Origin of the sequence: Pseudomonas mandelii, assembly GCF_900106065.1 — a bacterium.
In the GTDB taxonomy this organism is placed as follows: Bacteria; Pseudomonadota; Gammaproteobacteria; order Pseudomonadales; family Pseudomonadaceae; genus Aquipseudomonas; species Aquipseudomonas mandelii.
This window is the reverse complement of record NZ_LT629796.1, coordinates 4,291,772-4,310,859: the sequence shown is the minus strand read 5'-3', so window position 1 is coordinate 4,310,859 and position 19,088 is coordinate 4,291,772. Positions and strand designations below refer to the sequence as shown.

Genomic DNA, 19,088 nt, shown 5'->3' with positions numbered 1-19,088 from the left:
TCCTGACGACGAGAGCGGCTGGAACAGACCGCATGAAGATGATCGAGCAAGGCTGTGACCACATCCCTGCGCAAAACATTCACCACGATCTGACTAAGTTTTTCGCACTGTCATAACGATAGACGGTTAATCGCGATACCTTATACAGCCATCGAGGCGGCGACCAACACGGGCAATAGAGGTTTTTTTCAGCCGATATGCCCCTGCCGTCGGCGTGAGGATGGCCGCTGCCCTTCAAGCCTGATAAAATCGCGCGCCTTCGCAGACCGGCAACAGCCGGGCACCCTGAAATTCGTGCAAGGCGCTCGCCTTCGTTTATTTCAGCGGTCCCACTGGACTCGGTCGTTACCCCTGAATCCCCCCTAAAGGCCTGGATCATGAGCAAGCAACCCTCCCTGAGCTACAAGGACGCCGGTGTAGACATCGACGCCGGTGAAGCATTGGTCGAACGCATCAAGAGCGTCGCCAAGCGCACTGCGCGCCCGGAAGTCATGGGCGGCCTGGGCGGTTTCGGCGCCCTCTGCGAAATCCCGGCCGGCTACAAGCAGCCCGTACTGGTTTCCGGCACCGACGGCGTGGGCACCAAGCTGCGCCTGGCGTTGAACCTGAACAAGCACGACAGCATCGGCATCGACCTGGTGGCCATGTGCGTGAACGACCTGGTGGTCTGCGGCGCCGAGCCGCTGTTCTTCCTCGACTACTACGCCACCGGCAAGCTGAACGTCGAAACCGCGACCCAGGTCGTGACCGGCATCGGCGCTGGCTGTGAACTGTCCGGCTGCTCCCTGGTCGGCGGCGAAACCGCTGAAATGCCTGGCATGTACGAAGGCGAAGACTACGACCTGGCCGGCTTCTGCGTCGGCGTCGTGGAAAAATCCGAAATCATCGACGGTTCGAAAGTCGCTGCCGGCGATGCCCTGCTCGCCCTGCCGTCTTCCGGCCCGCACTCCAACGGCTACTCGCTGATCCGCAAGATCATCGAAGTCTCCGGTGCCGATATCGAAAATATCCAGCTCGACGGCAAACCGCTGACCGACCTGCTGATGGCCCCGACCCGCATCTACGTGAAACCGTTGCTCAAGCTGATCAAGGACACCGGCGCGGTCAAAGCCATGGCCCACATCACCGGTGGCGGCCTGCTGGACAACATCCCGCGCGTACTGCCAAAAGGCGCCCAAGCCGTGGTTGACGTCGCAAGCTGGACCCGCCCTGCCGTGTTCGACTGGCTGCAAGAGAAAGGCAACGTCGACGAAAACGAAATGCACCGCGTGCTGAACTGCGGCGTGGGCATGGTCATCTGCGTGGCTCAAGAGCACGTTGAAACTGCCCTGAACGTCCTGCGTGAAGCCGGCGAGCAGCCATGGGTTATCGGTCAGATCGCCACCGCTGCCGAAGGCGCAGCCCAGGTTGAACTGAAGAACCTCAAGGCTCATTGATGTCCCAGACCTGTGATGTGGTGGTGCTGTTGTCCGGCACCGGCAGTAACTTGCAGGCCTTGATCGACAGCACGCGGACCGGCGACAGCCCGGTCCGCATCGCCGCGGTGATTTCCAACCGCGCCGACGCTTACGGCCTGCAACGCGCCAGGGACGCGGGTATCGACACCCGCTCCCTGGATCACAAGGCTTTCGAAGGCCGCGAAGCCTTCGATGCCGCGCTGATCGAACTGATCGACGCCTTCAACCCCAAACTCGTGGTACTGGCCGGTTTCATGCGCATTCTCAGCGCTGACTTCGTGCGCCACTACGCGGGTCGCCTGCTCAACATCCATCCCTCGCTGCTACCCAAATACAAAGGGTTACACACTCATCAGCGCGCGCTGGAAGCCGGCGACACGGAACATGGCTGCTCCGTGCACTTCGTCACCGAGGAACTCGATGGCGGACCACTGGTCGTACAGGCAGTAATACCGGTAGAGTTGCACGATTCGCCGCAGAGTCTGGCGCAGCGAGTCCATGTTCAGGAACACCTGATCTACCCGATGGCTGTACGCTGGTTTGCCGAAGGCCGTTTATCGCTCGGTGAGCAAGGTGCTTTACTGGATGGAAAGTTACTCGCGGCCAGCGGCCACTTGATTCGACACTAGGAGATTTTATGCGTCGCGCCCTGCTCTTCGCTTGCGCTCTGTTTGCCCTGCCTTTCGCGCAGGCTGCAGACCTTCAACCTTTCTCCGCCAGCTACACCGCCGACTGGAAGCAGCTGCCCATGAGTGGCACGGCTGAACGCAGCCTGACCCAGGGTGCCAACGGTGTCTGGAAGCTCAGCTTCAAGGCCTCGATGATGATCGCCAGCCTGACAGAAGAAAGCACCCTGACCCTGGACAAGGACACGTTGCTGCCCCAGTCCTACCACTTCGAACGCGGTGGTCTGGGTAAAGCCAAGAAAGCCGACCTGGACTTCGACTGGACCAACAAAATGGTCACTGGCACCGATCGCGGTGATGCGGTCAAGATCCCGCTGAACCGTGGCATGGTCGACAAATCCACCTATCAGCTGGCCCTGCAACACGATGTGGCCGCCGGCAAAAAAAGCATGAGCTATCAGGTCGTCGATGATGGCGAAGTCGATACGTATGACTTCCGCGTGCTGGGTTCGGAGAAAGTCGACACCAAGGCCGGCCAGATCGATGCGATCAAGGTCGAGCGCGTGCGCGACCCGACGCAAAGCAAGCGCATCACCGTCCTGTGGTTCGCCAAGGATTGGGATTACCTGCTGGTTCGCCTGCAACAGGTCGAAACCGATGGCAAGGAGTACAACATCATGCTCCTTGACGGTACGGTCAACGGCAAGGCTGTCAAAGGCAGCTGATCCGGGCCTGAACAAAAATCCGGAATCCCTCAGGGATTCCGGATTTTTTTATGCCTGCTGAACGTCAAATCCGCGCCAGCGCCTGAGCCAGGTCAGCGCGCAGATCCTCGACATCCTCGACCCCCACGGACAAACGCACCAACGCATCGCCGATCCCGAGTTGTGCACGGGTGTCTGCGGGGATGGTGGCATGCGTCATGATTGCCGGATGCTCGATCAGGCTTTCCACCCCGCCCAGGCTCTCGGCCAGGGCAAATATCTGCACATTTTCAAGGAAGCGTCTGGCACCGGCCAGGTCGCTGTTCAGGTCGAGGGAAATCATCCCGCCAAATCCACGCATCTGCTGCCGCGCCAATTCGTGCTGCGGATGCGACGGCAAGCCCGGATAGTAAACGCGTGCCACTTGCGGCTGACGCTCCAGCCATTGCGCAAGCTCCAGCGCGTTACTGCAATGACGCTCCATGCGCAACGCCAGGGTCTTCACGCCGCGCAGGGTGAGGAACGCGTCAAACGGCCCGGCGATGGCACCTACCGCGTTCTGCAAAAAGCCCAGGCGCTCGGCCAGTTCGGCGTTCTGCCCGACCACCGCAATGCCGCCGATCACGTCGGAGTGGCCGTTCAGGTACTTGGTCGTCGAGTGCACCACGATATCGAAACCCAACTCCAGCGGGCGCTGGATCCACGGGCTGGCGAAGGTGTTGTCGGCGACACAGAGGATGCCGCGCTCGCGGCAGATAAGCGCAATGGCGGCGAGATCAGAAAGGCGCAGCAAAGGATTGCTCGGCGTCTCGACACAGACCATCCGCGTGTCGTCCTGCAACGCCGCTTCGAAGGCGGACAGGTCGGTCAGGTCGACGTAGCTGAAGCGATGCCCGGCGCTGCGCTGACGGACTTTGTCGAACAGACGGAACGTCCCGCCGTACAGGTCGTTGCCGGAGACGATGTGCGCGTTGGCATCGAGCAATTCGAGCACCGTGGAAATCGCCGCCAGCCCGGAGGCAAAGGCGAAGGCCCGGGTGCCGCCCTCAAGGTTCGCCACGCAACGCTCCAGCGCAAAGCGCGTCGGATTGTGAGAGCGGCCATAGTCGAGGCCCTTATGCACGCCGGGGCTTTGCTGCAAGTAAGTGGAGTTGGCGTAGATCGGCGGCATCAGCGCCCCGGTGGAAGGATCCGGCGTCTGTCCGGCATGGATCACACGGGTGCCGAAGGCGCGGGGCGCGCCGGATTCATCGTGCTGACTCATGTAAGCGATCTCCGTAAGTGATTAAGCAGGTCGACTCGCGTAATCAGGCCATGGAAGCCCGAGGCATCGGCGATGATCGCCACCAGACCACGATCGAGTTCCGCCTGCAGTTCGGCCAGACTGGCGTTTGCCGGCAGGGTTTGTAACTTGTCAGTCATGGCGCTGGCTACGGGCATGCGCAAATGCGAAGCGTCTTCGTGCACGCCCAGCAGAATATCGGATTCGTCGATCACGCCGACCAGCCGCTTGCCGTCCGCCAGCACCGGCAATTGCGATACATCCGCCAGGCGCATGCGCTGGAAGGCGGTGAGCAGCGTGTCGTCGGGGCCGACGCTGATGACGCGGCCATCCTCGAAACGCCGCGCGATCAGGTCGCGCAGATCGCCGTAGCGCTTGTATTGCAGCAGGCCCTGATCGTTCATCCATTGGTCGTTGTAGACCTTCGACAGGTAACGGGTGCCGGTGTCGCAGACGAAGCTGACCACCCGTTTCGGCTCGGTCTGCTCGCGACAGTAACGCAACGCCGCCGCCAGCAAAGTGCCAGTCGAGGAACCGCCGAGAATGCCTTCGGCGCGCAGCAGTTGACGGGCGTGATCGAAGCTTTCCTCGTCGCTGATCGAATAGGCGTGGCGCACGCTGGAAAGGTCGGCAATCGATGGAATAAAGTCTTCGCCGATGCCTTCCACCGCCCATGAACCGGCCTTGCCGAGGGTGCCGCTGCGGCTGTACTCGGCCATCACCGAACCGACCGGATCGGCCAGCACCATTTCCAGGTTCGGTTGCACGCGTTGAAAGAAGCGCGTCAGCCCGGTCAGGGTGCCGGCCGAACCGACGCCGACGACAATGGCATCCAGATCATGCTGGGTCTGTGCCCAGATCTCCGGCGCGGTGCTGCATTCGTGGGCCAGCGGATTGGCCGGGTTGTTGAACTGGTCGGCGAAGAACGCATCGGGTATCTCCTGCGCCAGCCGCGCCGCCACGTCCTGATAGTAATCGGGATGACCCTTGCCGACGTCGGAACGGGTGATGTGCACCTCGGCGCCCATGGCCTTGAGGTGCAACACCTTCTCGGTGGACATTTTGTCCGGCACCACCAGCACCACTCGATAGCCTTTGGCACGGCCGACCAGGGCCAGGCCGAGGCCGGTATTGCCGGCGGTGGCTTCGACGATGGTGCCGCCGGGTTGCAGACGGCCATCGCGTTCGGCGGCGTCGATCATCGCCAGACCGATGCGGTCCTTGATCGAACCGCCGGGGTTCTGTGATTCGAGTTTGAGAAACAGCGTACACGGGCCGGTATCGAAACGGCTGACGCGCACCAGCGGCGTATTGCCGATCAGTTCAAGCACGGCAGGGCGGGAGTCGTTTGGCATGTCGTTACCTCGCTGCGAGAATCCGCACTGGATGGACAGCAACCGGCATCGGGTCTTCGTGCGCCAGTCACCAGTAATGCCTCGCAAGGAACATAGGCAGGGAATGCGCTATCCGCAACCGTGCGCAGCCAACCGGTAGCGTCGCAGCCTTAACGGTTGCGCGGCAGAATCGACAGAAAATTGTCCCGCGCGACTTTTCTCGCCACCTGCTCAGGCAAGGCGTCGAGAAACGGGTCGAAGCTGCGCATTTCCTTACCCAGCTTGTTGAAACGTCCCACCACATCAGAGCCGAGCATGAAGCGATCCGGGAAGCGCTCCACCAGCCCCAGCCAGGCTTCAGAAGGCTTGCCCTGCTCATCCAGCAGGTAAGGCGTCAGCATGCTCCAGGACAGGTCGATGTACAGATTGGGGTAGGCCTCGAGCATTCGGCTCAGGGTCGGCAACAGAAAATCCAGTCGGGTTTGATGCCGATGGACCTCGGCGCTGGTGCCTGCGTGCGCCCAAATGAATCGTGTATGCGGATGATTACGCAACGGCTCCTCGACTTCCGACAGGTACAGCGGATTTTTCTCACGCTTGGAGGTGATGTTGGAGTGCAGCATCACCGGCAAGTCGTTCTCCGCCGCGAGGTGATAGATCCGCGTCATCGCTTCGTTGTTGGCCCGTGGCGTGTCGCCAGCGGTCAGCGCTGTCAGGTCATCGTGCCGGGTAAACACTTCGCCGATCCCCTGCCACAGCCCCGGATTGAGATCGAGCATTCGCTGGATGTGCGCTGCGGAGTTTTTGTCGTTGGGGTTGAAACCGGACAGGAACGGGTGAAAGCGTTGACGCTGCTCGGGGGTCAATTTGCTTACCGCTGCCGCGACGATCACATCCGTCGCGCTGTACCAATAGGCATCGGCGTCATCACCGGCGTAATAGCGCGGGCGCTTCGGTTCGTCTTCGTGCCATTTCTTCGCCACCGGGATCCCGGAAATCATCACATGATCAATGGCATTGTCGTCCATGGCCTTGAGCAATGTCGGCATGCCGGCGGTTTCCTGAAAAAAGTCCACGTAATGCAGGTGCGCATCGCTGTAGGCGTATTCGCGTGCATTGACGTAAGCACTGGATAGCACCAGCAAACAGGCAAGGCTCAAACGGAACAGGGGCACGGGCATTCTCCGGGGGCAGGAAAGACGTAGACCTTTGCACACTCAAGACGGTTCAGCCGGTAAGAAAGTGGAACGCGCATCGTCAGGAATGCTCTATAACTTCGAGGTCTGTTTTGATCGAATGACTTTTTAGCCTGGGAGGCTCCCAATGACCGTTACCGTCAATACCGTTTCCGCCGAAGGTTTTCGCCACAGCGTCCAGATCGATGACCACCAGCTTTTTGCCGATGTGCCGACCACGTCTGGCGGCGAAGGCTCGGCCCCTGAGCCACACGACTACTTCGACGCGGCCCTGGGTGCCTGCAAGGCCCTGACACTGAAGCTGTACGCAAAGAAGAAAGACATTCCGCTGACCGGCGTCACGGTTGAAGTCAAACGTGACAACAGCGAAGAGCAGAAAGGCAAATATGCCCTGCACGTCAAACTGACCCTCAAGGGCGTGCTCACCGACGCCCAGCGCGACGAGTTGCACCGCGTGGCCGACCGCTGCCCGGTACACAAGCTGATGACCAGCACCGAGGTGAGCATCGAAACCCATCTCTCCGAAGGTGCCTTCAGCCAATAGCGGCAAGGGCTGCGCAAGCGGGTTATGCTCCACGCGTCACCCGCTCAGCCTGGAATGCACCATGAACACGCCACTCGTGATCCGCCCTCGCGCCGAAGATGTCGAGGGCCAACCGATTCTGCGCCCGCTGCCGTCAGCCAAATGCCGCAGCGTCGGGCCTTTCGTCTTTTTCGACCACATGCTCGAAACCCGTTATGCGGCGGGAACAGGCATGAACATCCGTCAGCACCCGCACATTGGCCTGTCCACCCTCACGTATTTGTTCGAAGGAAAAATCCAGCACAAGGACAGCCTCGGCTCCGATCAGGTGGTCGATGCTGGCGATGTCAGCTGGATGACGGCGGGCAGTGCAATTGCTCACGTTGAACGCACGCCTGAAACCTTGAAGGAAAGCGGCTTCACGATGCACGGTTTGCAGGTTTGGCTCGCCTCCCCCAAGACGCAGGAACAGGGGCCCGGTCACTACAGCCATCATCCGGCAGCGACGTTGCCGGTCAGCGATAACCTTGGCGTGAAGATCCGCATGATTGCCGGGTCAGGCTTTTGCCTGGAATCGCCGGTGCCGGTGCTTTCTCCTACGCTGTATGCGGAATTGAACCTGCAAACGGCGACCACCTTGCTAATCCCGACCGAGCATGAAGAGCGGGCACTGTACGTGCTCAGCGGCGACGCACAGCTTGATGGCGAGCTGCTGGAGCCCCATGCGCTGGTGGTGCTGCCTGCCGGAGAGGAAATGACGTTGTTCGCCGAGAGCGACTGTCATGCCGTGCTGTTTGGTGGGGCACCGCTGGACGGGCCGCGGCGAATCAACTGGAATTTTGTGGCGAGCGATCCGGCGGCGATCGATGAAGCGCGACGACGCTGGGCGGCTGGGGATTGGCCGACGGTGCCGGGGGAAAGCGAGCGGATCGAGCTGCCTTAGCATCGTCGGTAGCAGTAACACCGCCATCGCGAGCAGGCTCACTCCTACAAGGGAGAATGCATTCCAATTGTAGGAGTGAGCCTGCTCGCGATGAGGTTGGCCCTGACACCGAAAGTGTCAGGGCGGAATCAGCTATCAGTCTTTAAAAACTTCATCCAGCAGATTGTGCATCGAAGTAAACGCCCGAGCCGCCGTCTTCGCGTCATACATCATCTTGCCCGGCACATTCGCATGCGGGTCAGTAAACGAATGCACCGCGCCGCCGTAACTCAGCAGTTGCCAATCCACCCCCGCCGCATTCATTTCCTCTTCAAACGCCGGCAATTGCTCTTTCGGCACCAGCGGGTCGGATGCACCGTGCAACACCAGCACCGAGCCCTTGATGGTTTTAGCATCGTTGACGTTCGGCGTATCCAGCGTGCCATGGAACGAAACCGCCGCTTTTACCGGCGCGCCCGTGCGGGCCAGTTCCAGTGCGCAGCAACCGCCGAAGCAGAAACCGAAGGTCGCCAGTTTCGAGGTATCAACCGCCGCCTCGCCCTGCCCTTGCAACTGTTCGAACGCCGCTTGCATGCGCTTGCGCAGCAAGGCGCGGTCGTTCTTGAGCGGCATCATCGCTGCACCCGCCTCGTCGCCATTCTGTGGACGCACCGACTGGCCGTACAGGTCGGCGATCAACACCACATAACCCTTGGCCGCCACCGATTTGGCGATCTCCTCGGCACCGGCGCTGACACCCATCCAGTTCGGCGCCATCAACAGACCGGGGCGCGGGCCTTTGTGGTCGGCATCGAACGCCAGACGGCTTTCATACGACTGGCCATCAAGCTGATAAGCGACGGAACGAACAGTGATTTGGCTCATGACTAACTCCCAGTAAAAGACACCAGAATGAAAAAACCCGCCGAAGCGGGTTTTTTTTACAACTCGGTTAAACCGACAGTTCAACCAGCAGCTTGTTGAGGCGGCGCACATACGCGGCCGGGTCTTTCAAGCTGTCGCCGGCTGCCAGTGCCGCCTGATCGAAGAGAATGTGCGACAGGTCGCCGAAGCGTTCATCGCTCTGCTCGTTGTCGAGTTTCTCGATCAGCGGGTGAGCCGGGTTGAATTCGAAGATCGGCTTCGAATCCGGAACCTTCTGACCGCTGGCTTCGAGGATCTGACGCATCTGCATGCCCAGGTCCTGCTCGCCGATGGCCAGGATCGCCGGGGAATCGGTCAGACGGTGGGAAACCCGTACTTCGGCGACGGATTCGCCCAGTGCAGTTTTCAGACGCTCAACCAGGCCCTCTTTGGACTTGGCGACTTCTTCCGCGGCTTTCTTGTCCTCTTCCGAATCCAGGTTGCCCAGGTCCAGGTCACCGCGCGCCACGTCGACAAAGCTCTTGCCGTCGAAGTCGCTGAGGTAGCTCATCAGCCACTCATCAATGCGGTCGGTCAGCAGCAGCACTTCGATGCCTTTCTTGCGGAAGACTTCCAGGTGCGGGCTGTTCTTGACTTGCGCGTAGGTTTCGCCGGTCAGGTAATAGATCTTGTCCTGACCTTCCTTGGCGCGAGCCAAGTACTCGGCCAGACCCACCACTTGCTCACCTTCATCACCGCTTGTCGATGCAAAACGCAGCAGCCCAGCGATTTTCTCTTTGTTGGCGAAGTCTTCTGCCGGGCCTTCTTTCATGACCTGACCGAAGTTCTTCCAGAAGCCTTTGTATTGCTCAGGCTCGTTCTTCGCCAGTTTTTCCAGCATGTCGAGAACGCGCTTGGTCAGCGCCGACTTCATGGAATCGATAATCGGGTCTTTCTGCAGGATTTCCCGCGACACGTTCAGCGACAAGTCGTTGGAATCGACCACACCTTTGATGAAGCGCAGGTACAGCGGCAGGAACGACTCGGCCTGATCCATGACAAATACGCGCTGTACATAGAGCTTCAGGCCTTTCGGCGCTTCACGCTGGTACAGGTCGAACGGAGCACGGGTCGGCACATACAGCAGCGAGCTGTATTCGAGCTTGCCTTCGACCTTGTTATGGCTCCAGCTCAGCGGATTTTCGAAGTCATGAGCGATGTGCTTGTAGAACTCCTGGTATTCCTCGTCCTTGATCTCGGTGCGAGGACGAGTCCACAGGGCGCTGGCGCGGTTGACGGTTTCCCATTCAACTGCAGGCTTCTCTTCACCTTCGACAGCTGCCACTTCTTTCGGCAACTCGATCGGCAGAGCGATGTGGTCGGAGTACTTCTTGATGATGTTGCGCAGACGCCAGCCATCGGCGAATTCGTCTTCACCGGATTTAAGGTGCAGGACGATACGGGTGCCGCGCTCGGCTTTCTCAACGGTGGCAACTTCAAAATCGCCTTCACCTTTGGACGACCAATGCACGCCTTCGCTGGCAGCAGAACCGGCACGACGGCTGAACACGTCAACTTTGTCAGCGACGATGAAGGCCGAGTAGAAACCGACACCAAACTGACCGATCAGGTGCGAGTCTTTCTTCTGATCGCCAGACAGGTGTTTCATGAAATCAGCAGTGCCGGATTTGGCGATGGTCCCCAGGTGGGTAATCGCGTCTTCACGGCTCATGCCGATGCCGTTGTCTTCGAGGGTGACGGTCTTGGCGTCCTTGTCGAAGCTCACACGGATTTTCAGTTCGGCGCCACCTTCCAGCAGTTCAGGCTTGGACAGGGCTTCGAAACGTAATTTGTCGACAGCGTCAGAGGCGTTCGAGATCAATTCGCGAAGGAAAATTTCCTTGTTGGAATACAGCGAATGGATCATGAGGTGCAGCAGTTGCTTCACCTCGGTCTGGAAGCCCAGGGTTTCCTTTTGAGTTTCCACACTCATGGTCATCAAACTCCAATCAGATGGCAGTGGCCGCGACCTGAAGGGTCGGCGGCGGGTTGTCATCAGAGTTTGGGGCTGAGTTCAGGATTTCAAGGGCTCTTCAATTTTGAAATGACCGCGGGCGGTGGCAATCGGCTCGGCTTCGGTGGTTTGCCAGGCTGTAATCGCCACGTTTGCCACGCGTCGGCCCTGGCGGCAAACCTGACATTTGGCCCAGGTATCGCGAAACTGCCCGGCTCGCAGGTAGTCGAGGGAGAAATCGATGATCTTCGGTACACCGGGCGAGCCGGTGAAAATCAGCAGGTGCAGCGCTGCGGACAGCTCCATGAACCCGGCGATCACCCCGCCATGTATGGCCGGCAGTAAAGGGTTACCAATGTTGTCCTTGTTGGCCGGCAAGCGAAACAGCAGCTCATCCCCGACACGGGAACACTCGATGCCGATCAGTTTGGCGTAAGGCAGCAGGTGCAGCAGCGAGGCATAGTCCCCCTGCGCGTGGGCTTGCTGGAGTTGCTCCTTGAAAGAGTCAGTCATTTCGCACCTCCGGCGATTGCACCGCCAAAACCCTTGGCGCCTTTGACGGCTTTGCCCATGCGCATGAACGTGCCGACGACGTGGGCGATGGGCTGCTCGGGATCGTCCTGGTAGGCAAAGCCTCGGGCGAAGATCACGTCGGTTGTCACCCGGTAGCATTGGGCGAAACCGTAGACGTCCTTATGAGGCTCGGCGGCGTGCATGTAGTCGATGCGCAAATCGAGGGTCGGGCAGACTTCAAATTCGGGCAGGACGCAGAGGGTCGACATGCCACACGCGGTGTCCATCAGCGAGGTCAAAGCCCCGCCATGGATCACACCGGTCTGCGGGTTGCCGACGATTTGCGGGCTGTACGGCAGGATGACCGTCAGCCCTTCGTTGCTGGCGCTGTGAACCCGCAAACCCAACACCTGACAATGCCTGAGTGCCGAAAGAAATCGCGTCGCGCGCTCAAAAACGGGGTTTTCGGCCATGTGATAAACACTCTTCTTAATAGTCGGAAATCGTATTCGGCGTATTCGTAAAAGTTCCCGCAGGAATATTCTTATATATCTGAACGATTTGAGGAACTTAACCCTGAGGGCTGTGCTCGAAAGGCCAGTAGATATTTTCCATAAGGAGATACACCCCATGCGTAAGACTTTAGCTATTGCCTTGATGTTGACCGCTTCCCTCGGTCTCGCTGCTTGCGATAAAAAATCCGAGGACAAAGCTCAAGATGCTAACCAACATGCTGAGCAAGCCCAGCAAGACATGAACAAAGCTCAGGATAAAGTGAACGACGCTGCGAAAGAAAACGCCGAAGCTGCCAAAGCTCAGGCCGAATCGAACAAAGCCGCTGCTCAAGAGTCGGCTCCAGCCGCTCCTGCTGAAGCACCTAAAAACTAAAACAGTTTTTAGCGTGATAAAAGAAAACCCGCCAAGTGCGGGTTTTCTTTTGCCTGTCATTCGAACCTTTAGAGCAAAAGAGTTCTAAAAGTCGGACTAATCATCAACAGCAACGAACACACTAGTCCGACGATCCATACCAGGCTGCGCTGCCAGGCAAGATCCGCCCAATAGCACAGTAAATAAATGATTCGGGAAATCACAAAGATGATGGCCAGCGAATCGATCAGCCACCCCGCCGTCTGCGTGGTGTGCGCCATCAACACCCCCACCGCAAACAATATGAACGCCTCGAAGCAGTTTTGATGCGCCGCCACTGCACGGGCGCCGAAACCTGTGAGTTGCGCCTGTTGCTGACGCGGCAGGTGATTGTTGTAACCGCCCTGCTCTTTCATGGCCTTGGTCACGGGCATGCGGGCCACGTAGATCAGCAAGGCGCTGATAAACACGCACCAGAACGGAATACTCATCAAGCGGCCTCTTTATTGGCTTCGGGCAATGGCGCCTCTGTAGGGGTATAGACCATCACGTCGAGAACGTCGGAATGAAACTCCCGGCGATACAACACCAGCACCACGCCAGCACTCATCAACATGAACAGCCATGGGCTGACGAACCAAGCCAGCATGGTCATGCCAAAGTAGTAAGAACGCAGGCCAAAGTTGAACTGGTTGGCCGCCATGGAAATTACCCGGGCGGCTCGGGCGGCGAAGGCTTTGCGCTCTTGTTCGGACACGTGACGTTCGCCAATCATCGGCGCCGACCCGATCAAAATGGCGGCGAAGTTGTACTGGCGCATGCACCAGCTGAAGGTGAAGAACGCATAGACAAACACCAGCGCCAGGCACAGTAACTTGATCTCGGACATCCCCTGCGACGCCTGTTGCACCATCGGAATATCCGCCAGCAACGACACGGCCCGTTCCGACGCACCGAGTACGGTGAGAATGCCAGCCAGGATAATCAGCGTGCTGGAGGCAAAGAACGAGGCGTTACGCTCCAGGTTGCCGACCACGCTGGCGTCGGCGATGCGGTTGTCGCGCAAGAGCATGCGGCGCATCCAGTCTTCACGGTACAGGTGCAGCACACTGGCCAGGCATGCGGTGTCGCGGCCCTTCCATGAGGCATAGCGGGTGTAACCGCCCCAGCAGATGACAAACCACAGCGCGGCAACGATGTGGATGATATTGGCGTGGATGAACGACATGCAGGTCCTTAAACGTGGGCTGAAGCTGAGTTTTCAATACGAATTGGCTGTGCAAGGCAACCACTACCTCTCGCGTTCAACGTTACATAAGCGCTTGTTCAATGCAAAGTCGAAAAAGGGCGCACTTCATTAAATTCTATCGATTGAACATCATCAATAGCTGTCATATTTGACAGCTATTCAGTCTTATTTTTACCGGTTAGCCTCCAAGGTATCGCTTGTAGCCTCTTGAACTTTATCAATCGGCACCTGGAGAATTCCTATGCTCAGCCCAAAAAAAAATCAGCCGCGGCTCCTGATGAACAATGGCTTGATCCGTCTTTTGGGCAGGCTGGCGTAGCCTATCAATTTTCTGCAGGAAGTGACCCACTGCAAATTGTTTCCAGAAGACCCGACGAGAAGTTACTTCTGGCAGGCGGCGTCTACTGGGAAGGTCATCAAGACTTCCAGCTTGTACAACTGCTGGAAGATGGCAGCCGGGATCCTGATTTTGCGGATGACGGAATACTCAAGGGCGGGTTTAAGGTTGGATCTCGGGCCTCTCTACACGGCGCCCAACTTTACAAAGATGGGAAGATCCTGGTCATTGGTACACACCGCGACGATATTGAGTATCTTGCTTTCGCGCGCTTTCTCGAAAACGGCAAACCTGATTACACGTTTGGCGATGGAGGTCTGGTACTGAATCCCTACCCAACCCACTTGAGTAACCTGGCCGTTTCAACCAGACCCCATCGTTCAATGACTCAACCAACCTCCAACACTGCAATCGGTCCAAATGGCGAGATCATAATGGCGGGTTGGATGAGCATCTTTCGATACGACCCAGACGGCAAACTTGATCTGTCATTTAACGGAAGCGGCAGCATCAATGTCGATTTCGTCATCCATGCAGTCGGCGCGTCCGCTGATGGCGCCATTACTGTCGTCGGATCCAGCTCCGTAGGCTTTAGCCCTCAGAACGAAGGTATCGTCGCCCGCTTCAAAGCTGATGGAACTCCAGACAATTCCTTTGGGACGAGCGGCATCACGAGAATCCGCATCGACGAAGCCGATACAGTATTTTCAGGCCTGTTACTGCGCGAAGATGGCAGTACGTTCGTGACTGGCTCGTTGGACCGAACCCCGAACGATGTTTGGGGCAACGGCCGCCGGGGAGTGCTTGCAGCGTTTAATGGAAATGGTTGGCCGAATCTTGTTTTCAACGGTGGCAAAGCGGTGGTGTCCGAGTTGCCATCAAGCGCAGCCAACGCATGGTCTGACATTGGCGGAGACCCTGCACATGGAATTGTCGTCGTTGGCCTGTCAGGCGCGAGAAGCAGGGAGAGTACGCTGATCGCCCGTTATGAGGCTACGGGAAAACTCGACATCACGTTCGGCGACGAAGGCTTTCTGAATACCCGCTTTGGAAAAGATTACGAGTTCTGGAAGTCGGTGGTTGTGCAACCCGATCAAAAAATCATTGCTTCGGGTGATTGCCGGTATTTTTTTGACAGGGCGACTGTAGCGCGGTTTCTAGCCACCAGAGAGAAGTAAATGGTGATAAAAAAATGCCCCGTATCGATTGATACGGGGCATTTCTATAGCGACTCAAGACCCGCTTGTGGCGGGCCATGAAGCAACTTAAGCCAGCACTTCTTCGCGCTTGCCCAGCAGACGATCGCAAACCACCGCAACCACCAAGGTCATCACCGACGGCACCAGCCACGCCAGACCTTGCTCGCTCAGCGGCAGGTGGGACAGCTGAGCTGGCATCCAGTCCGCCAGACCCGCCCCCTTGAGCGCATCGATCATGCCGAAGATGAACGACACCAACATCACAGGGCCAACGATACGGCCCTGTTCATGCCAGAAGTCTTTGCAGAAGCTCAGCGCGACCAGGGCGATGCAGGGCGGGTAAATCGCCGTCAGTACCGGGATCGAGAACGCAATCAGCTTGGTGAGGCCCAGGTTGGACACAAACAGGGAGAACACGGCGAGGATGATGACCAATGTCTTGTAGGACAGTGGCAGCACACGGCTGAAGTATTCGGCGCATGCACACGTCAGACCGACCGCGGTGACCAGACAGGCCAGGGAGATCAGCACCGCCAGGAAACCGCTGCCCAGCGAACCAAAGGTGTGCTGAACATAGGCGTGCAACACCGCGGCACCGTTAGCTGCACCGGCCGCCACTTCATGACTGCCGGAACCGAGACGAAACAGGCTGACATACACCAGCGCCAGGCCCACGCCGGCAATCAGCCCGGCAATGATCGCGTAGCGGGTGATCAGCGCTGGTGACTCGACGCCACGGGAGCGGATCGCGTTGACGATGACGATGCCGAACACCAGCGCGCCAAGGGTATCCATGGTCAGGTAACCGTTGATGAACCCTTGGGAGAACGGCGCCGCGACATACTCAGGCGTCGCCACGCCGATGTCACCGGCAGGCAGCGCGAATGCGGCGATGCCGAGTGCGGCCAGGGCGATGATCTTCAGGGGGGCGAGGAAACGTCCTACGGTATCCAGCAAACGGCCCGGATAGAGCGAAATGAAGAACACCAGCAGGAAGTACACCGAGCTGTAGAGGAACAGCGCCAGCGGGCTCTCGCCGGTCAGCGGCGCCAGACCCACTTCGAACGATACGGTCGCGGTACGCGGCGTGGCGAACAGCGGGCCGACCGCGAGGTAGCACGCAGCGGCCAGCAGGCCGCCGGCGATTTTGCCGATCGGGCTGCTCAAGGCATCCATCGCACCACCGACCTTGGCCAACGCAACCACGGTGATCACCGGCAAACCGACTGCCGTGATCAAGAAGCCTAGCGCCGCCATCCAGACATTGGGCCCGGACTGCAAACCGACGATAGGCGGGAAGATGATGTTGCCAGCCCCGACAAACAGGGCAAACGTCATAAAACCAAGTGCCAGGATGTCCTGACCTTTCAAGACTTTCATTAAGGAAATACCACACTACTGAATCGGAATTTAGAGAGGGATTTCCCTGAGGGGTGAGGGAAATGCTGTCGGTCCGTATAGGACTGACCCGTTTAGCGCGACGCTTCCTTGTGGGACGCAAACGCAAAAATGGCGGCTAGCCTAACGAATTTGCCCGACAAACGCACTGTTAAGGGGCGATCTATCCGATACGCGACATTTCCGTGTCGCGTTTACATATCTAATTTACCTAAGAAGAGCCCCGTGGCGAGGGAACTTGCTCCCGCTCGGCTGCGCAGCAGTGGTAAATCCATTGCATGTGGCGTACCAGACAACCTTCGACGGCCTGTTTTGGGGCCGCTTCGCAGCCCAGCGGGAGCAAGCTCCCTCGCCACAAAAAGCACTGCAAGTATCTCAACACCAGAAACGACAAAGGCCACCCGAAGGTGGCCTTTGTTTGGTGAAGCGTCAGCTAAGCGCGAGGCTTATTTGATCGCCCAACCGGTCAGCTCGGACAATGCCTTGCCGATGTCTGCCAGCGAACGCACGGTTTTAACGCCTGCGTCTTCCAGGGCAGCAAACTTCTCGTCTGCAGTGCCTTTGCCGCCAGAGATGATTGCGCCAGCATGGCCCATGCGCTTGCCCGCAGGGGCAGTCACACCAGCGATGTAGGAAACAACCGGCTTGGTCACGTGTGCCTTGATGTAGGCAGCCGCTTCTTCTTCAGCCGAACCGCCGATCTCACCGATCATGACGATCGCTTCGGTCTTCGGGTCTTCCTGGAACAGCTTCAGGATGTCGATGAAGTTCGAACCCGGGATCGGGTCACCACCGATGCCGACGCAAGTCGACTGACCGAAACCGGCGTCAGTAGTTTGCTTCACAGCTTCGTAGGTCAGGGTGCCGGAACGGGAAACGATACCGACCTTGCCTGGCAAGTGAATGTGACCTGGCATGATGCCGATCTTGCATTCGCCTGGGGTGATCACGCCTGGGCAGTTAGGACCGATCAGGACTACGCCCAGCTCGTCGCACTTAACTTTAGCGTCCAGCATGTCCAGGGTAGGAATGCCTTCGGTGATGCAGACGATCAGCTTGATGCCGCCGAAAGCAGCTTCCAGGATCGAATCCTTGCAGAAAGGAGCCGGAACGTAGATCACGCTGGCGGTAGCGCCAGTGGCAGCTACAGCGTCTTTCACGGTGTTGAACACTGGCAGGCCCAGGTGCTCGGTGCCGCCTTTGCCTGGAGTTACGCCACCAACCATCTTGGTGCCGTATTCGATGGCTTGCTGGGTGTGGAAACTACCTTGCGAACCGGTAATACCCTGGCAGATAACTTTGGTGTCTTTATTGATCAGGACGCTCATTATTTGCCCTCCGCAGCTTTAACGACTTGTTGAGCAGCGTCGGTCAGGCTGGTAGCAGCGATGATGTTCAAACCGCTTTCTGCCAGTACTTTAGCGCCCAGCTCAGCGTTGTTGCCTTCAAGGCGAACAACAACCGGGATTTTCACGCCGACTTCTTTCACAGCGCCGATGATGCCTTCGGCAATCATGTCGCAACGAACGATGCCGCCGAAGATGTTGACCAATACTGCAGCGACGTTAGTGTCGGACAGGATGATCTTGAACGCTTCGGTAACGCGTTCTTTGGTAGCACCGCCGCCCACGTCGAGGAAGTTGGCTGGTTTGCCGCCATGCAGGTTGACGATGTCCATGGTACCCATGGCCAGGCCAGCACCGTTGACCATGCAACCGATGTTGCCTTCCAGCGCTACGTAGTTCAGTTCGAACTTGGCAGCGTGCGCTTCGCGCGGATCGTCTTGCGACGGATCGTGGAAAGTCTTCAGCTTAGGCTGACGGTACATGGCGTTGGCGTCGATGTTGATCTTGGCGTCGAGGCAATGCAGATCGCCGTCAGCCTTGATCACCAGCGGGTTCACTTCCAGCAGAGCCAGGTCGTGATCCTTGAACAGCTTGGCCAGACCTACGAAGATCTTGGCGAACTGAGCAACTTGCTTGCCTTCCAGACCCAGCTGGAATGCCAGCTCGCGACCCTGGAATGGCTGGGCGCCAACCAGTGGATCGATCGTGGCTTTCAGAATTTTTTCTGGAGTGTCGTGAGCGATTTTCTCGATGTCCACGCCACCTTCGGTGGAAGCCATGAACACGATGCGACGGCTCGAACGGTCAACGACAGCGCCCAGGTACAGCTCTTTAGCGATATCAGTGCACGATTCAACCAGGATCTTGGTGACTGGCTGGCCATTGGCGTCAGTCTGGTAAGTCACCAGGCGCTTGCCCAGCCACTGCTGTGCGAATGCCTTGGCGTCTTCTTTGCTGCGAACCAGCTTTACGCCGCCCGCTTTACCGCGACCACCAGCGTGGACCTGGGCTTTGACAACCCACTCGGTGCCGCCGATTTTGTCGCAAGCTTCTGCTGCTGCTTCCGGGGTGTCTACTGCGAAACCCTGGGATACTGGCAGGCCGTACTCAGCGAACAGCTGCTTACCCTGATACTCGTGAAGATTCATGCTTATTACCGTCTTCGTTAGGTACTGCGCATTCGGTGCTGCACTTGTTCAAGTGCCGCACCACCTGTGACTGCTGCTTGCGTAGCCTTTCCGGACAACCGGTGCAGCT

At 58.3% G+C, this 19,088-nt stretch carries 19 protein-coding genes; 7 read left to right on the top strand and 12 right to left on the bottom strand.

The annotated features are described in order from the left end of the window. Positions 1-377 precede the first annotated feature (377 nt). The 3 genes from purM to BLU63_RS19970 are packed head-to-tail and all read left to right on the top strand — an operon-like array spanning position 378 to position 2,808. Positions 378-1,436, top strand: a complete 1,059-nt coding sequence (purM, locus tag BLU63_RS19980) for a phosphoribosylformylglycinamidine cyclo-ligase (protein ID WP_010456810.1) — start codon at positions 378-380, stop codon at positions 1,434-1,436. Beyond that, positions 1,436-2,086: a phosphoribosylglycinamide formyltransferase gene (gene purN / locus BLU63_RS19975; protein ID WP_010456811.1), complete on the top strand. Its 651-nt coding sequence runs from the start codon at positions 1,436-1,438 to the stop codon at positions 2,084-2,086. Before purM ends, purN begins: the two co-directional genes overlap by 1 nt. An 8-nt stretch (positions 2,087-2,094) precedes the next feature. Further along, positions 2,095-2,808: a DUF3108 domain-containing protein gene (locus BLU63_RS19970; protein ID WP_077749780.1), complete on the top strand. Its 714-nt coding sequence runs from the start codon at positions 2,095-2,097 to the stop codon at positions 2,806-2,808. A 64-nt stretch (positions 2,809-2,872) separates the two neighbouring features. On the opposite strand, the gene BLU63_RS19965 is transcribed toward BLU63_RS19970, so the two are convergent. The 3 genes from BLU63_RS19965 to BLU63_RS19955 form a co-directional block, all read right to left on the bottom strand. Continuing rightward, positions 2,873-4,051, bottom strand: a complete 1,179-nt coding sequence (locus tag BLU63_RS19965; protein WP_083376015.1) for a trans-sulfuration enzyme family protein — start codon at positions 4,049-4,051, stop codon at positions 2,873-2,875. Next, positions 4,048-5,424 (bottom strand): pyridoxal-phosphate dependent enzyme, encoded by a 1,377-nt coding sequence (locus tag BLU63_RS19960; protein WP_077749778.1) that lies wholly within the window; start codon positions 5,422-5,424, stop codon positions 4,048-4,050. The genes BLU63_RS19965 and BLU63_RS19960 overlap by 4 nt, the downstream gene beginning before the upstream one ends. Positions 5,425-5,573: 149 nt before the next feature. Continuing rightward, a complete protein-coding gene (locus BLU63_RS19955) occupies positions 5,574-6,584 on the bottom strand; it encodes an amidohydrolase family protein (RefSeq protein WP_083376014.1) in 1,011 nt (336 codons plus the stop codon). A 142-nt stretch (positions 6,585-6,726) separates the two neighbouring features. Here BLU63_RS19955 and BLU63_RS19950 point away from each other — a divergent pair, with 142 nt between their 5' ends. Together BLU63_RS19950 and BLU63_RS19945 are read left to right on the top strand one after the other, a co-directional pair. Next, positions 6,727-7,143, top strand: coding sequence for an OsmC family protein (locus BLU63_RS19950; RefSeq protein ID WP_083376013.1), 417 nt, complete (start codon positions 6,727-6,729; stop codon positions 7,141-7,143). A gap of 61 nt (positions 7,144-7,204) precedes the next feature. Next, entirely contained in the window at positions 7,205-8,065 is an 861-nt protein-coding gene (locus tag BLU63_RS19945) for a pirin family protein (RefSeq protein ID WP_083376012.1), read from the top strand. A gap of 135 nt (positions 8,066-8,200) precedes the next feature. On the opposite strand, the gene BLU63_RS19940 is transcribed toward BLU63_RS19945, so the two are convergent. The 4 genes from BLU63_RS19940 to BLU63_RS19925 form a co-directional block, all read right to left on the bottom strand. Continuing rightward, the gene (locus BLU63_RS19940) at positions 8,201-8,929 is read right to left on the bottom strand and encodes a dienelactone hydrolase family protein (protein ID WP_010456825.1); all 729 of its coding nucleotides are present in this window, start codon (positions 8,927-8,929) and stop codon (positions 8,201-8,203) included. A gap of 67 nt (positions 8,930-8,996) precedes the next feature. After that, complete coding sequence (gene htpG, locus BLU63_RS19935; RefSeq protein WP_083377278.1) at positions 8,997-10,901, bottom strand: molecular chaperone HtpG; 1,905 nt, start codon at positions 10,899-10,901, stop codon at positions 8,997-8,999. Between the two features lie 81 nt (positions 10,902-10,982). Beyond that, positions 10,983-11,435: a PaaI family thioesterase gene (locus BLU63_RS19930; RefSeq protein ID WP_010456830.1), complete on the bottom strand. Its 453-nt coding sequence runs from the start codon at positions 11,433-11,435 to the stop codon at positions 10,983-10,985. Continuing rightward, positions 11,432-11,908, bottom strand: coding sequence for a PaaI family thioesterase (locus BLU63_RS19925; RefSeq protein ID WP_077749774.1), 477 nt, complete (start codon positions 11,906-11,908; stop codon positions 11,432-11,434). Before BLU63_RS19925 ends, BLU63_RS19930 begins: the two co-directional genes overlap by 4 nt. Positions 11,909-12,065: 157 nt before the next feature. On the opposite strand from BLU63_RS19925, the gene BLU63_RS19920 reads away from it, so the two are divergent. Then, on the top strand, positions 12,066-12,323 hold the full coding sequence (locus tag BLU63_RS19920; protein WP_083376011.1) for a hypothetical protein: 258 nt from the start codon (positions 12,066-12,068) through the stop codon (positions 12,321-12,323). Between the two features lie 68 nt (positions 12,324-12,391). Here the strand turns inward: BLU63_RS19920 and BLU63_RS19915 are convergent, their stop codons facing one another. Next, positions 12,392-12,793 carry an MAPEG family protein gene (locus BLU63_RS19915; RefSeq protein WP_083376010.1) on the bottom strand — a complete coding sequence of 134 codons (402 nt, stop codon included), beginning with the start codon at positions 12,791-12,793 and terminating at the stop codon, positions 12,392-12,394. Beyond that, positions 12,793-13,530, bottom strand: a complete 738-nt coding sequence (locus BLU63_RS19910) for a DUF599 domain-containing protein (RefSeq protein WP_010456838.1) — start codon at positions 13,528-13,530, stop codon at positions 12,793-12,795. Before BLU63_RS19910 ends, BLU63_RS19915 begins: the two co-directional genes overlap by 1 nt. Before the next feature lie 228 nt (positions 13,531-13,758). Here BLU63_RS19910 and BLU63_RS19905 point away from each other — a divergent pair, with 228 nt between their 5' ends. Continuing rightward, positions 13,759-15,066, top strand: a complete 1,308-nt coding sequence (locus BLU63_RS19905) for an NHL repeat-containing protein (protein ID WP_083376009.1) — start codon at positions 13,759-13,761, stop codon at positions 15,064-15,066. An 87-nt stretch (positions 15,067-15,153) separates the two neighbouring features. Here BLU63_RS19905 and brnQ read toward each other — a convergent pair whose 3' ends face one another. The 3 genes from brnQ to sucC all read right to left on the bottom strand — a co-directional run bounded on the left by brnQ (position 15,154) and on the right by sucC (position 18,979). After that, positions 15,154-16,467, bottom strand: coding sequence for a branched-chain amino acid transport system II carrier protein (gene brnQ, locus BLU63_RS19900; RefSeq protein ID WP_010456842.1), 1,314 nt, complete (start codon positions 16,465-16,467; stop codon positions 15,154-15,156). Between the two features lie 464 nt (positions 16,468-16,931). Then, positions 16,932-17,813, bottom strand: coding sequence for a succinate--CoA ligase subunit alpha (gene sucD, locus BLU63_RS19895; protein ID WP_008148605.1), 882 nt, complete (start codon positions 17,811-17,813; stop codon positions 16,932-16,934). Further along, a complete protein-coding gene (gene sucC, locus BLU63_RS19890) occupies positions 17,813-18,979 on the bottom strand; it encodes an ADP-forming succinate--CoA ligase subunit beta (RefSeq protein ID WP_008148602.1) in 1,167 nt (388 codons plus the stop codon). The genes sucD and sucC overlap by 1 nt, the downstream gene beginning before the upstream one ends. Positions 18,980-19,088 lie beyond the last annotated feature (109 nt).

Excerpts from the sequence above, each read along its gene's own strand:
- purM (WP_010456810.1), top strand. The coding sequence starts at position 378 with ATGAGCAAGCAACCCTCCCTGAGCTACAAGGACGCCGGTGTAGACATC.
- purN (WP_010456811.1), top strand. The coding sequence starts at position 1,436 with ATGTCCCAGACCTGTGATGTGGTGGTGCTGTTGTCCGGCACCGGCAGT.
- BLU63_RS19970 (WP_077749780.1), top strand. The coding sequence starts at position 2,095 with ATGCGTCGCGCCCTGCTCTTCGCTTGCGCTCTGTTTGCCCTGCCTTTC.
- BLU63_RS19965 (WP_083376015.1), bottom strand. The coding sequence starts at position 4,051 with ATGAGTCAGCACGATGAATCCGGCGCGCCCCGCGCCTTCGGCACCCGT.
- BLU63_RS19960 (WP_077749778.1), bottom strand. The coding sequence starts at position 5,424 with ATGCCAAACGACTCCCGCCCTGCCGTGCTTGAACTGATCGGCAATACG.
- BLU63_RS19955 (WP_083376014.1), bottom strand. The coding sequence starts at position 6,584 with ATGCCCGTGCCCCTGTTCCGTTTGAGCCTTGCCTGTTTGCTGGTGCTA.
- BLU63_RS19950 (WP_083376013.1), top strand. The coding sequence starts at position 6,727 with ATGACCGTTACCGTCAATACCGTTTCCGCCGAAGGTTTTCGCCACAGC.
- BLU63_RS19945 (WP_083376012.1), top strand. The coding sequence starts at position 7,205 with ATGAACACGCCACTCGTGATCCGCCCTCGCGCCGAAGATGTCGAGGGC.
- BLU63_RS19940 (WP_010456825.1), bottom strand. The coding sequence starts at position 8,929 with ATGAGCCAAATCACTGTTCGTTCCGTCGCTTATCAGCTTGATGGCCAG.
- htpG (WP_083377278.1), bottom strand. The coding sequence starts at position 10,901 with ATGAGTGTGGAAACTCAAAAGGAAACCCTGGGCTTCCAGACCGAGGTG.
- BLU63_RS19930 (WP_010456830.1), bottom strand. The coding sequence starts at position 11,435 with ATGACTGACTCTTTCAAGGAGCAACTCCAGCAAGCCCACGCGCAGGGG.
- BLU63_RS19925 (WP_077749774.1), bottom strand. The coding sequence starts at position 11,908 with ATGGCCGAAAACCCCGTTTTTGAGCGCGCGACGCGATTTCTTTCGGCA.
- BLU63_RS19920 (WP_083376011.1), top strand. The coding sequence starts at position 12,066 with ATGCGTAAGACTTTAGCTATTGCCTTGATGTTGACCGCTTCCCTCGGT.
- BLU63_RS19915 (WP_083376010.1), bottom strand. The coding sequence starts at position 12,793 with ATGAGTATTCCGTTCTGGTGCGTGTTTATCAGCGCCTTGCTGATCTAC.
- BLU63_RS19910 (WP_010456838.1), bottom strand. The coding sequence starts at position 13,530 with ATGTCGTTCATCCACGCCAATATCATCCACATCGTTGCCGCGCTGTGG.
- brnQ (WP_010456842.1), bottom strand. The coding sequence starts at position 16,467 with ATGAAAGTCTTGAAAGGTCAGGACATCCTGGCACTTGGTTTTATGACG.
- sucD (WP_008148605.1), bottom strand. The coding sequence starts at position 17,813 with ATGAGCGTCCTGATCAATAAAGACACCAAAGTTATCTGCCAGGGTATT.
- sucC (WP_008148602.1), bottom strand. The coding sequence starts at position 18,979 with ATGAATCTTCACGAGTATCAGGGTAAGCAGCTGTTCGCTGAGTACGGC.